At 68.2% G+C, this 12,170-nt stretch carries 10 protein-coding genes; 5 read left to right on the top strand and 5 right to left on the bottom strand.

Going from position 1 to position 12,170, the window contains the following annotated elements:
• Positions 1–44: 44 nt before the first annotated feature.
• From hemC to OXR00_RS14010, 3 genes are read left to right on the top strand one after another with little or no spacing between them, the layout of a single operon-like run.
• Complete coding sequence (gene hemC, locus OXR00_RS14000) at positions 45–953, top strand: hydroxymethylbilane synthase (RefSeq protein ID WP_267388886.1); 909 nt, start codon at positions 45–47, stop codon at positions 951–953.
• On the top strand, positions 950–1,618 hold the full coding sequence (locus tag OXR00_RS14005) for a uroporphyrinogen-III synthase (RefSeq protein WP_267388888.1): 669 nt from the start codon (positions 950–952) through the stop codon (positions 1,616–1,618). Before hemC ends, OXR00_RS14005 begins: the two co-directional genes overlap by 4 nt.
• On the top strand, positions 1,602–2,591 hold the full coding sequence (locus OXR00_RS14010; RefSeq protein WP_267388890.1) for a hypothetical protein: 990 nt from the start codon (positions 1,602–1,604) through the stop codon (positions 2,589–2,591). The genes OXR00_RS14005 and OXR00_RS14010 overlap by 17 nt, the downstream gene beginning before the upstream one ends.
• A 542-nt stretch (positions 2,592–3,133) precedes the next feature.
• Here OXR00_RS14010 and OXR00_RS14015 read toward each other — a convergent pair.
• The 4 genes from OXR00_RS14015 to dapF form a co-directional block, all read right to left on the bottom strand.
• A complete protein-coding gene (locus OXR00_RS14015; RefSeq protein ID WP_267388891.1) occupies positions 3,134–3,937 on the bottom strand; it encodes a DUF72 domain-containing protein in 804 nt (267 codons plus the stop codon).
• 4 nt (positions 3,938–3,941) lie between these two features.
• Positions 3,942–4,838: an ROK family protein gene (locus OXR00_RS14020; protein WP_267388892.1), complete on the bottom strand. Its 897-nt coding sequence runs from the start codon at positions 4,836–4,838 to the stop codon at positions 3,942–3,944.
• Positions 4,829–5,386 (bottom strand): glycine zipper 2TM domain-containing protein, encoded by a 558-nt coding sequence (locus OXR00_RS14025; RefSeq protein WP_267388980.1) that lies wholly within the window; start codon positions 5,384–5,386, stop codon positions 4,829–4,831. Before OXR00_RS14025 ends, OXR00_RS14020 begins: the two co-directional genes overlap by 10 nt.
• A gap of 85 nt (positions 5,387–5,471) precedes the next feature.
• Positions 5,472–6,416 carry a diaminopimelate epimerase gene (dapF, locus tag OXR00_RS14030; RefSeq protein ID WP_267388981.1) on the bottom strand — a complete coding sequence of 315 codons (945 nt, stop codon included), beginning with the start codon at positions 6,414–6,416 and terminating at the stop codon, positions 5,472–5,474.
• 92 nt (positions 6,417–6,508) lie between these two features.
• On the opposite strand from dapF, the gene OXR00_RS14035 reads away from it, so the two are divergent.
• The gene (locus OXR00_RS14035; protein WP_267388894.1) at positions 6,509–9,364 is read left to right on the top strand and encodes a DUF2339 domain-containing protein; all 2,856 of its coding nucleotides are present in this window, start codon (positions 6,509–6,511) and stop codon (positions 9,362–9,364) included.
• 115 nt (positions 9,365–9,479) lie between these two features.
• Positions 9,480–10,055: a helix-turn-helix transcriptional regulator gene (locus OXR00_RS14040; RefSeq protein WP_267388896.1), complete on the top strand. Its 576-nt coding sequence runs from the start codon at positions 9,480–9,482 to the stop codon at positions 10,053–10,055.
• A 92-nt stretch (positions 10,056–10,147) separates the two neighbouring features.
• Here OXR00_RS14040 and ftsH read toward each other — a convergent pair whose 3' ends face one another.
• Positions 10,148–12,112 carry an ATP-dependent zinc metalloprotease FtsH gene (ftsH, locus tag OXR00_RS14045; protein WP_242148084.1) on the bottom strand — a complete coding sequence of 655 codons (1,965 nt, stop codon included), beginning with the start codon at positions 12,110–12,112 and terminating at the stop codon, positions 10,148–10,150.
• Positions 12,113–12,170 lie beyond the last annotated feature (58 nt).

Below are 12,170 nucleotides of genomic sequence, written 5' to 3' on the forward strand. Positions count from 1 at the left end.
CCCGCCGCTTGTCGAAGGGCGGCGCTTGGGCTTAGGGCGCGGGCATGACGTTTCGTATCGGTACGCGCGGTTCGCCGCTGGCGCTTGTTCAGGCCGGGCTGGTCCGTGACGCCCTGTGCGCGGCGCACGGCTGGACGGCGGAACAGGTCTCGATCATGCCGATCCGCACCACCGGCGACCGCGTGCAGGATCGCGCGCTCGCCGAAATCGGCGGCAAAGCGCTGTGGACCAAGGAACTCGACCGCGCGCTGCTCGATCGCGAGATCGACTGCGCGGTGCATTCGATGAAGGATGTCGAGACGATCCGCCCGGAGGCGATCCGCATCGCCGCGATGCTGCCGCGCGCCGACGTGCGCGACCGGCTGGTCGGCGCGGACAGCATCGCCGCCTTGAAGCCGGGCGCGGTACTCGGCACCAGTTCGCCGCGCCGCGCGGCGCAGGTGAAGCGGTTGCGGCCTGATGTGACGACGATCCTGTTTCGCGGCAACGTCGCGACGCGGCTGGCCAAACTGGCGGCGGGCGAGGCGGATGCGACGCTGCTGGCGGCGGCGGGGCTGGAGCGGCTCGGACGCGCCGATGTCGGCGTGGCGATCGATCCCGCTGTGATGTTGCCCGCACCCGCGCAAGGCGCGGTCGGCATCGAGGTGCGCGCGGAGGACGATGCTGCCGGGCTGGCGGTGGAGGCGATCGGCGACGGTGTGACACAGGCGTGCGTGGGGGCGGAACGTGCGCTGCTCGCGCGGCTGGCGGCGGACTGCCACTCGCCGGTGGCGGCGCTCGCGACGATCGAGGGCGGGGTGATGCACATCGTCGCGGAACTGCTCGCCGGCGACGGCAGCGCGCACGTCGGCGGTGAAGTGCGCGGAGAGCCGGGCGCCGCGCTCGCCGAGGCGCTGGCACGCGATCTGCTCGCGCGGGCGCCTGACGACGTGCGGCGGCTGTTCGGCGGGTGAGCGGCCTGCTCGCGGTGCTGCGGCCCGAACCGGGCAACGCCGCCACCGCCGCGCGCGCCGAAGCCGCCGGTTACGCGGTGCTGCGGCTACCGTTGTTCACGGTCGTGCCGGTGGCGTGGGCCCCGCCCGATCCGCGCAACCACGACGGGCTGGTGCTGACCAGCGCCAACACGGTGCGACATGCCGGTACCCCGATCAACCAGTTTGGCGCGCTGCCGGTTATCGCGGTCGGCGAGCAGACCGCCACCGCCGCTCGGAGTGCGGGGCTTGAGGTGGCGGCGGTCGGGACGAGCGATGCGGGTGCGCTGGCGACGCTGCTTGCCGAACGCGGCATCGCCCGGGCGCTGCATCTGGGCGGCCGGGACCACGCGGCGGTAGCGGGCGTGTCACGCGCGGTGGCGGTGTACGCAAGCGAGCCGGTCGAAGTGGCGCCCGGCGCTCTCGCGCGGATCGCCGGGCAGACCGCCCTGCTGCACTCGGCCCGCGCGGCGCGGCGGCTGGCGACGTTGCTCGATACGGCGGCGATTGCGCGCGACGGGATCAGGATCGCGGCGTTCAGCCCGGCAATCGCCGCTGCCGCCGGGACTGGCTGGCAGGCGTTGGCGATCGCGCCCACCCCGAGCGATGCCGCGCTGTTCGCGGCGATCGATGCGCTTGGGCGTTGACCGTTTCGCGTTCGGCGCGGATAAGACCGGCATGGATCAAATGCCGCCGATGCCGATGGTTCCCGCACGCCGAGCGGGCTGGCGGACGATCACCCTCGTCGCGATCCTGTTGCTGCTGGCGGGTGCCGGCGGCGCGTTCCTGCTGTTTCGTGCCTTCGGCCTCGGCCCAGCGCCGAAGACGGCCACGCTGACGCTGCCGGTCGGCAACGATGCGTCCGGTACGCCACAGGCGCCGGTGGTGATCGTGCCGGCCAAAGGGAATGCGCAAGGGTCCACGATCGATCTCGACGCCTTGTCCGCGCGCGAGGCCGCATTGTCCGCGCAACTGGATACGCTGGAGGAGCGCACCGCCGGCGTCGGTGCGGATGCGCAGGCGGCCGCTGGCAATGCGGCGCGTGCGGAGGGCATGCTGGTCGCGTTCGCCGCGCGGCGCGCGCTGGATCGTGGGGTTGGCCTCGGCTATCTCGAGGAACGGCTGCGCTACCGGTTCGGCGCGAGCCAGCCGGGTGCGGTTTCGATGATTGTTCAGGCCGCGCGTGAACCGGTGACGCTGGACGATCTGCGCGGCGGGCTCGATACCATCGGTCCGGATTTGGTGACGGGCGGATTGCAGGACGGCATCGTCGCCAGTTTCCGGCGCGAGCTGGCCAACCTCGTTGCGCTGCACCGCGCCGGATCGCCCTCGCCGCTGCCGGCAGACCGGCTGGCGCGCGCGCGTCGACTGGTGGAGAGCGGCCGGATCGAAGCCGCGCTGGGCGAGGTCGCGCGGTTACCGGGTGCGGCCGACGCGGGCCGCTGGACCGAGGCGGCGCGACGCTACGTCGATTCGCGACATGCGCTCGACATCCTCGAATGGGCAGCGCTGGCGGGACAAGCGGCGGGGAGCGTCGCGCCGCCGGCAGTGCGCCCGGATGTTCCGGCAACAGCGCCGACACCAACCCCGACACCGACTGCGGCTGCCGACGCGCGGTAACGCCTGGGCGCTATCCGCCCGCGCACCCGATCAGCGCCATCGCCCCCTGTGGCGCACGGACCTTGGTACCGTTGATGGTGTCGGGCACACGAGCACACATGCATATCGGGCTGGCCAAGTGAGCGTCGGCCTGCCGGGTGAGAATGAACATCTTGAATAGTGGAAGGCGGAACGCCCGCTTAGAGACTGAGCACGGCTAAACCAGAAGCTCTTTACCCTCACCGCTCACAATGAAGCCGCACGGATCGCGCAAATTAACCCGTCGAGATCGCTAACAGAAACACACCAGCGGTGATCGAGTTTAGCCGAACCTCCAAGCCGTATAGGAAGAACAATGGCGACTGTGACCGCAGTTATGAATGCGGCAACGGCAAACCAGCCCTCTCGGCTCGCGACAGAATATCCTCGCCCCTCATCAGGCCGCCGCCATCGAAACCAATGCCTATTCATAGGTGCCTCGTCGGCTGTAATCGGGAGCGTTTGTGAGCCGTAAACTTAAGAGGCTTGCACGTCCGCTATGGGCGACAGCAGACGAACCAGCCTCAAGTCCGAAGGCGCTCGATCAACGCCATCGCGCCGTGCGGCGCGCGGACCTTGGCACCGTTGATGAAGAACACGAACGTGTCGCGCGGTCGTTTGGCGGGCGCTTCGGTCGAGGCATACGGTAGGCCATCCGGCTGCTCGCCCTTCGCCCACGCCCGTGCCGTTTCCGCCCAGTCGTCCAGCGCGGCCGAGGCGTATCCCGTTGCCTCCGCCTCCACCGCATTCTCCAGCCGTGCGTAGACAAAATCCCCGGTTACGTCGGCGATCGCGGGGTAGTCCGCCGAATCGGCATATACCAGCGCGACACCTGCCGCGCGCGCCATCGCGACGAACTCGGGCACCGCGAAGCTCTCGTGCCGCACCTGCACGGCATGGCGCAGCGCGACGCCGTCCTGCTGCGCGGGCAACAGCGCGAGGAAGGCGCGGAAATCGTCGGGGTCAAATTGTTTGGTCGCCATGAACTGCCACAGGATCGGGCCGAGCCGATCGCCTAGTTCGACGATGCCCTGACCGACGAACCGGGCGATCGATTCGCCGGCTTCGGCCAGCACCTTGCGGTTGGTGCAATAGCGGGACGCTTTCAGTGTAAAGACGAAGCCGTCCGGCACCGCCTTTGCCCAACTCGCGAAGGTCGCCGGTTTCTGACTGCCGTAATAAGTGCCATTGACCTCGATCGCGGTGAGCTGGCCGGCGGCATATTCCAGTTCGCGCTTGTGCGGCCATTTCTCCGGGAAGAAGCTCCCGCGCCACGGTTCGTAGGTCCAGCCGCCGATGCCGACGCGGATCGCAGGGGTTTCGCTCATGCCGTCACTCCAAAGCGTCGAGCGCGAGCGCGACTGCACCCAATGGCCCGGCATCGGCGCCGAGACCGGGCGCCACCACCAACCGGTCGATCGCGCCCGCATCGCTGCCCGGACCATAGCCCGCCAGCCGTTCCGTCGCGCGCGCGCGAACCTTGCCGAGCAGGTCGCCCGGCGCGCCGCCGACACCGCCGCCGATCACGATACGCTGCGGCGGTACGGTCAGCACCAGCGTCATCACCAGCTCGGCGATCTCCCCGGCGATACGGTCCCACAACGGGTCGTCGCCGGGGAGCTGCTCGGCAGGCATCCCAGCGCGTTTGGCGATGGCAGGGCCGGCGACCAGCCCCTCCAGACAGTCGCCGTGGAACGGGCAGGCACCCGCGAAAGTATCGCCAGGGTCGCGCCGCACGCGGATATGACCAACTTCGGGATGTGCCGCCCCGTGGAGCGGTTTGCCGTCAACGACGATGCCGGCGCCGACTCCGGTGCCGATCGTGACATAGACGTGGGTTGCACAGCCTTGCGACGCGCCCCACCGCCCTTCCGCGAGCGCGGCGCCGGCGACATCGGTATCGAAGCCGATCGGCATGTCGAACCGCGCCGCCACGGACCCGCGCAAATCAAAGCCGGTCCAGTGCGGTTTCGGCGTCGAGCCGATCCGCCCATAGTTCGCATGGCGCGGATCGACAACCAGCGGCCCGAACCCGGCGATGCCGATCGCGGCGAGCGGGCCACCGGGGGCGTCGGCGATCCAGTCGAGCATCGCCGGCAGCGTCTCCTCGGGCGCACGCGTGGACCAGCGTTCGCGGGCGATGATCTCGCGTCCACGCGCGATCGCCGCGATGCATTTGGTGCCGCCCAGCTCGATCGCCGCGACGCGGGGCTGCTCGTTCAGCGGCACCGGACCTGACTGTTGTTCTGGTCGATCGCCTTGCCCGCCAGCGCGCCGGCCGCGCCGCCGATCAGCGTGCCGACAATCCGCGAATGACCGCCGTCGATCACGTTGCCGAGGATGCCGCCGCCCGCCGCACCGATGATGAGGCCGGTCGTCCCGTCGCTCCGCTTGCAGTAATAGCGCCCGTCATCGCCACGATAGACGCGGTCGTTGCTGCCAAGCGTGCGTTCCTGATAGTTCGCTCCGTCGCGGTAGTAGCGCGCCGGGTCGTAATTGCCTTCGTCCCGGTCGTCGGCATAGGGCTGCGCATTGGGCGGCGGCGGCGCGTTTCTCGGGCCGGCATAATAGCCCTGATCGCGATAGCCGCGCGCGCGCGCCGCCTGATAGCGGTCGAACTCCTGCCGGAAGATGTTGAGTTCGTCATCGAACCGCTGCTGCGCCGCCTGGAAGCGGGCATCGTCATCGCGGGTCTGCGCAACAGCGGGTGCCGAAAGCGCAAACGAGACGGTCGCCGCCAACGCGAACCAGCGTGGAGTCGCACGGGAAATTCTCATCACGGCATCCATCCTTTCGTTATGGCCGGGTAACGAGATTTGGTCGGATTGGTTGCATTCGTCTTCTGAACCACGAGCGAGTGGCCTAGCCAGCTATCGCCGCAAGCGTGTCCGCCCATGCTTGGGTTTCCGCATCGTAGCGGTCGGTGATGACGAGGTCGCGCGCCGCTGCCTGTTCGACATCCACCACAACCGTGCCAGCCCATTGGAACGTCGCATTGCCGGACAACCGCACCATGCCGTCCGCTTCGGCCTGCGCGCGCACCAGCCCGCCACGATTGAACACAGTAACTTCGCGGCCAAACGTGAGCCGGCCGGTCAGGCAGGCGGCATAGGTGGACGCTGCCATCGCGCTGCCGCAACTGTTGGTGAGACCAATGCCGCGTTCGAACGTCCGGACGAACAGCCCGGTATCGCGGATCTCGACAAAACTGACGTTCGCGCGGTTCGGAAGCCATGTCGGCGCAGCCTCGCAGACCGTGCCGATCGCGACCAGTTCCGCCTCATCCACGGTATCGACGAAGCTGACGAGATGCGGATTGGGCATGGCGATCGCGGTGAAGGCCCGGTCGGTGGGGAGCATGGAAATCGGCGCGTCGGTGATCTCGGCGCCCGCACCGATAAGCGGCCACGTCGCGACGTCCCGCGTCGCTGGTCCTGCCACCTCGCGGATCGTCACCACGCCCGGTGCGAGATCAGGATCGCGCGCGACGCTCGCGGCCGAGGTCTTGAGCGCCACGCGTGCATGGTCCAGCCCAAGCCTCTCGAACCCGGCACGCGCGACGCAACGCAAACCGTTGAGGCAGGTTTCCGCCTCGCTGCCATCACTGTTGAACATCCGCATCCCGAACGCGTGGCCGGCCTGGCCCGCGGTCAGCAACAGCACGCCGTCGCCACCGACCGGCCCGGCCCGATCCGCGAGCGCACGGGCGATCGCAGGCCATGTCTGCTCCGCCACCGTTCCATCCCGCGCGTCGATCAGCGGGAAATCATTGCCCGAACCATGGCATTTGATGAAGTCGATCTGCATGCCAAGGGACATAGCCCAAGCCGATCCGCGCCGATAGCGTGCGCGGCGCGTTCGGTATGCTATGGTACGCGGGGGTTTAAGCCGGAGTGACGATGACGGGAGTGTTGCTGATCGCCGTCGTCACGCTCGGCGTGCTGGTGCGGACGCTGTTCCGCCGCCTGCGCACGCTTGAGGCGCAGGTCCGAGATTTGCGGCTGGAGCGGACGCTACCGGAGGTGGCGCCGACCACGACGACCACGACGACCACACCGCTGGCGGTACCGGCCGAGAACGTGTCGACGATAACACCGGAGGACATAGCACCTCCGGTCACGCCGGTCGTGCCGTCACGTCCCGAACCCACAGCCTCGGAACCGAAGCCAGCACCACCTCCACGCAGCCCCAAGCCGCGCATGACGTTCGAAACGATCGTGGGTGGCAAGCTGCCGATCTGGATCGGCGCGGCCGCACTGGTGCTGTCGGGCTTTTTCCTGGTGCGCTACTCGATCGATAGCGGGCTGCTTGGGCCGTTCGCGCGGACGCTGCTCGCCGGGCTGTTCGCTCTGGTGCTGATCGCCGGCAGCGAATTGGCGCGGCGGATTCCGGCGACGCGGGATGATGCGCGTGTCGGGCAGGCGCTTGCCGGCGCAGGCACCGCCAGCCTCTACGGGACGCTGTATGTCGGGGCGGCGCTATACCATCTTATTGGCGTGAGCATCGCGTTTTCGTTGATGGTCGTGGTGACGCTGGCGGCACTCGGACTTGCGTTGCGGCACGGTTCGCCGACCGCGATCTTGGCGCTGATCGGCGGGTTCGTCGCGCCGCTGCTGGCGGGGTTCGGCGAAAGCGGGGTCGGCCCGTTGCTGGTGTATCTGGCGCTTCTGATCGCAGCCTTGTTCGGCCTCTCGATCCGGCGCGGCTGGGCGTGGCTTGCATTGGCGGCGTGTGGCGGGGGGTTCGCCTGGGCCAATCTGCTGATCGTGATGCTGCCGGGCGGCGGGCTGGCGGGCGTCGGTGGATTCGTGCTGCTGCTTGCGATCGGCGCGACGCTGGCGCTGCCAGGCACCGGCCGCACCGCAGCGCGGCCGTGGTTGCGGCTGGTGCCGTTGATCGCCGGCTTGGTGCAGTTGCTGATCCTGGCCCCGGCGCTCGATTTTTCGGCATTGTCATGGGGCCTGTATCTGCTGCTGAGCGCGGCGACCGTATGGCTGGGCTGGCGTGACGCAAAGCTGGCTGCGGGCGCTGGCGCGGCGCTTGCTCTGGTGTTGGTGCTGCTGGCGGCCGCATTGCTTCAACCGTTGCATCCCGCTGCACCGGCGGCAGCCATCGTCATCACGGTGCTATTCGCTGGTGCCGGCCAGGCACTGCTGCGCCGTGGGCCGCTGTGGGCCGCGCTCGCGGTCGGCGGCAGCGCCGGCCCGGTGCTGGTCAGCATCGCTACCGATTCCGCGCTGCTCACGCCTTCTGCGTGGACGATGCTGTTGCTGGCGCTGTCCGCCGCCTGTGCGCTGGTCAGTTGGCGCACACGTGACATGGCAAACGCCGCGGTGCGTTTGGGTCCCGGCGTTGTCGGTGGTGCGGCGGCGGCGGCGCTGCTTGCCGGCGTGGCGGCGGCGCAGGCGCTGCCGGAACCGTGGCGCTGGAGCGCGTGGCTTGCGATTGGCGTCGCGATCGCCGGCTGGTCCCGCCGCACCGGCGACGCCGCGCTGGACCGGCTCGCGCTGGTCCCGCTGGTGGTGACCACGCTCGCCATCGCCGCGAATTTCGGACTGACGCATGGCTATATGCTGAGTGTCCTCACCGACCACGCGGCGCCGCCGCTCGCCGATCTGATCGCGATCGGACTGTTCCCCGCCGCGCTGATCGCCGCGACCGGCTGGCTGCTGACCAGCTCGACCAGTCGCCGCGTGCTCGGCTGGATTGCCTTGGCCGTCGCGCTGTCGCTGGTCCCGGCGGTGTTGCCCGCGCCGTGGCACGCGGCCGGACTTGGACTGGCAGCCGCACTTGTGATCGCCGGGCGCGTGCCATTGCCCGGCGCAGGCGCGGCGGCGGCACTGGTGACACTCGCGTTCGCATGGCACCCGATCGGTGATCTGCTGTATCTCGCCGGCCGCGCGATCCTTGGCGATCGTCTGCCTTGGCGGCTGCTCCCGCCGATCGCCGACGTACTGCGTACGCTGACCCTGCCCGCCGCGCTGATCGCAGCCGCGCTCGCGCTTCGCGCGTCGCTTGCGCCGGCATGGCGACAGCGCGCGAACTTGGCAGTGGCAGCGATCGGCATCGTTACGCTCTACGCGGTCGCCAAGCAGCCGCTCGCGATTGGGGACGTGACGCGCTTCACCGCGCTCGGCATGGCGGAACGCGTTGCCATCACACAGGCGCTGCTCGCCGGCGGCTGGGCGCTCCGTGCGCGGCAGCCGGGTCTTGGCCGCGCATTGACGGTCATCGGCATGGCGCGCTTTGTCTGGTTCGATCTCGTCATTCTAGATCCGGTGATCGTGCCGCAGGCGGTCGGGCCGCTCCCGCTGCTGAATGCGGCGACACTCGACGCGGCTCTGGTGGCGGCGTGGCTTTGGCGCTGGCGGGGTGCACGGATCGGACGCTTCGCGGTCCTCGCCGCGGTCACCCTGAGCGTTGCGGCCAGCATTCGGCAGGTTACGCACGGCACCATCCTCACCGGTGCGATCGGCCGTACCGAGAACTGGCTGTACTCCGCGGCGTTGTTGGCGCTCGCGATCCTGTGCCTGGGAACCGGGCTGCGCAATCGCACCGCCGAGCTGCGCGTCGCCGGGCTAGGCCTGCTGACGGCGGTGACGCTCAAGGTGTTTCTGATCGATGCCGCGGCGCTGGCAGGTGTGCTGCGCATCCTGTCGTTCATGGGGCTTGGCTTCGCCCTGATCGGCATCGGCTGGGCCTATCGCCGCCTGATCGTCACCGAACCGGCGGTGGCGGATCCCGTCACGTCGTAACGCGTCGCCGGCTGGCATCGACGAACGCCCGCAGCTGTACCGCAGGTTCTGATAGCGGTTGCCACGGCGAGCCTTCTGTACGACAGGCCAGAACCGATCTGGTTAGGAAACGTGCATGATTACAGCCATCCGCGAGGTTCGCCGTGCCAAGGGGATGACGCTCAACGACGTGGCGCGCGCCTGCCTGCCTCCCACCACCGCACAGACGATCGGGCGGCTCGAGACCGGCACGCGCACCGTTTCGGTCGCCTGGCTGAACCGCATCGCTGCCGCGCTCGGCGTGGTAGCGGCGGATTTGGTGCAATTGCCGGAGCGTACCGACATATCGGTGGCGGCGGTGCTTGAATCCGGCGGCGCCGTCGCGCCCCGCCGACCCGCCACGGTGGTGCCGCCAGCACCCACGCCAGGTCTGATCGCGGTGATGGTCGGGGTCGGCGTCGGCGATTACCGCGCGGGCGATGAGATCTGGTGCGAGCGGCTGATGCCGGAGTGTTTTGCCTCCGCGCTCAATCGCGACGTGTTGGTGCCGCTTGCCGCCGGGCGCTTTTCGTTCGGCCGGTTGATCGGCCAAGAGACGACCGGAGAGACAAGCCGGTTACAGATCCTGTCGTTGGAACACGGTGCACGCCAACAGACCGTCATCAGTCCGCCGTGGATCGCACAGGCGGTCCGCCTCTCGCGCGGGTTGTAGCGCCGCTGCTCAGACTGAAAAGGAGCGGCCTGTGATTACCTCCGCTCCATACGGAACCGGCGGACCTCCGTAGAGCCCCGCCGGTCTGTAGCTTAGGCGCCTTGCGGCAGCGGGTTCCCGAACGGTCCCGGCCCCTTGGGCCGCCGCGTCTTGGGGATCGAGGTGCCACTGCTCGGCAGCACCGCAGTGGTGGCGCTCGTGTCAGGACGGTCGATATCCTCGCCCGCGATCAACCGCTTGATCTCCTCACCGGTCAGTGTCTCGAGTTCGAGCAGCGCATTGGCGATGAGGTGAAGCTGGTCGACGTGATCGGTCAGGATCTGGCGCGCACGCTCCAAGCCCTGTTCGACGAAGCGCTTCACTTCGCTATCGATCATCCGGGCGGTCTCGTCCGACATCGCCTTACCGCGCTGCATCGAATAGCCGGTCGGGCTATCCTCGCTCTCGCTGAAGTCGAGCGGACCAAGCCGATCGGACAGGCCCCACTTGGTCACCATCGCGCGGGCGAGACGGGTCGCCTGCATGATGTCGTTCGACGCACCCGAACTCACCTTGTCGAAACCGAACACCAGTTCCTCGGCGATGCGGCCACCGAAAGCCACCGCAATATCGGCGTGCATCTTGTCGCGGTGGTAGCTGTAAGTGTCCCGCTCCGGCAGCGGCTGCACCATGCCGAGCGCGAAGCCGCGCGGGATGATCGTCGCCTTGTGGATCGGGTCTGCGGTCGGTTCGTGCGCGAAGACCAGCGCGTGGCCGGCTTCGTGATAGGCGGTCATCCGCTTCTCGTCGTCGGTCATCACCATCGAGCGACGCTCGGCACCCATCATCACCTTGTCGCGCGCATCGTCGAACTCGGCAGCCGCGACCAGCCGCTTGCTGCGTCGCGCGGCGAGCAACGCCGCCTCGTTGACGAGGTTGGCGAGATCCGCACCCGAGAAGCCCGGCGTGCCGCGCGCGATGGTGCGCGGATCGACATCGAGCGCGAGCGGCACCTTCTTCATGTGGACCTGCAGGATCTTCACGCGACCCTCGATGTCCGGGCGCGGCACCTGCACCTGCCGATCGAAACGACCCGGACGCAGCAGCGCGGGATCGAGCACGTCGGGGCGGTTCGTCGCCGCGATGATGATGATGCCTTCGTTCGCCTCGAAACCGTCCATCTCGACGAGCAACTGGTTGAGCGTCTGCTCACGCTCGTCATTGCCATTGCCGAGGCCCGCACCACGATGGCGGCCAACCGCGTCGATCTCGTCGATGAAGACGATGCACGGAGCGGACTTCTTGGCCTGTTCGAACATGTCGCGCACGCGGCTCGCGCCGACGCCGACGAACATTTCCACAAAGTCGGAGCCCGAGATGGTGAAGAACGGCACGCCCGCCTCCCCCGCGATCGCGCGGGCGAGCAGCGTCTTGCCGGTACCGGGCGACCCGACCAGCAGCGCGCCCTTGGGGATCTTGCCGCCCAGGCGGGCGAACTTCGTCGGATCCTTGAGGAACTCGACGATCTCCTCCAACTCCTCGCGCGCCTCGTCGATGCCGGCAACGTCGTCGAACGTCACCTTGCCCTCGCGCTGCGTCAGCATCTTCGCGCGGCTCTTGCCAAAGCCCATCGCGCCTGAGCCGGAACCCTTCTGCATCTGGCGCAGAACGAAATACGCAATGCCGAGGAAAAGCAGGAACGGCAGCGACTGAACGAGCAGATACTGCCAGATCGGCGCGCCTTCTTCCGGCTTCGCGTTGATCTCGACGCCAGCCTTGCGCAGGCGGTCGGTCAATTGCGGATCCTGCATCGCATAGGTGCGGAACTTGGTGCCATCGGTCTGCGTACCGGTGATGACTTCACCCGCGACGTTCACATCCTTGACGCCATGCGCCTCGACCTTGTCGAGGAACTGCGAATAGGCGATCGTGTTGTTGCCGGTCGCGACATCGCGCGTATCGAGCATCATCACGAACAGCGCCAACGCCACCAGAATGCCGACCCAGATCAGCAGGCTCTTCATCCAGGGGTTGCCACCGCCATTATCGGGAGCCGGCCGCTTCTCGTTGTCGTTCATGGATTACGTTACCTTTCGAACCTACAAGATAAGCAGCCCGAGGTTAATGGCAATGGAA

The organism is Sphingomonas sp. GC_Shp_3 (assembly GCF_026540945.1).
In the GTDB taxonomy this organism is placed as follows: domain Bacteria; phylum Pseudomonadota; class Alphaproteobacteria; order Sphingomonadales; family Sphingomonadaceae; genus Sphingomonas.

What these genes read in the sequence shown, in the direction of transcription:
- hemC (WP_267388886.1), top strand. Translation starts at nt 45, where the DNA reads ATGACGTTTCGTATCGGTACGCGCGGTTCGCCGCTGGCGCTTGTTCAG.
- OXR00_RS14010 (WP_267388890.1), top strand. Translation starts at nt 1,602, where the DNA reads ATGCGCTTGGGCGTTGACCGTTTCGCGTTCGGCGCGGATAAGACCGGC.
- OXR00_RS14015 (WP_267388891.1), bottom strand. Translation starts at nt 3,937, where the DNA reads ATGAGCGAAACCCCTGCGATCCGCGTCGGCATCGGCGGCTGGACCTAC.
- OXR00_RS14025 (WP_267388980.1), bottom strand. Translation starts at nt 5,386, where the DNA reads ATGAGAATTTCCCGTGCGACTCCACGCTGGTTCGCGTTGGCGGCGACC.
- dapF (WP_267388981.1), bottom strand. Translation starts at nt 6,416, where the DNA reads ATGCAGATCGACTTCATCAAATGCCATGGTTCGGGCAATGATTTCCCG.
- OXR00_RS14035 (WP_267388894.1), top strand. Translation starts at nt 6,509, where the DNA reads ATGACGGGAGTGTTGCTGATCGCCGTCGTCACGCTCGGCGTGCTGGTG.
- OXR00_RS14040 (WP_267388896.1), top strand. Translation starts at nt 9,480, where the DNA reads ATGATTACAGCCATCCGCGAGGTTCGCCGTGCCAAGGGGATGACGCTC.
- ftsH (WP_242148084.1), bottom strand. Translation starts at nt 12,112, where the DNA reads ATGAACGACAACGAGAAGCGGCCGGCTCCCGATAATGGCGGTGGCAAC.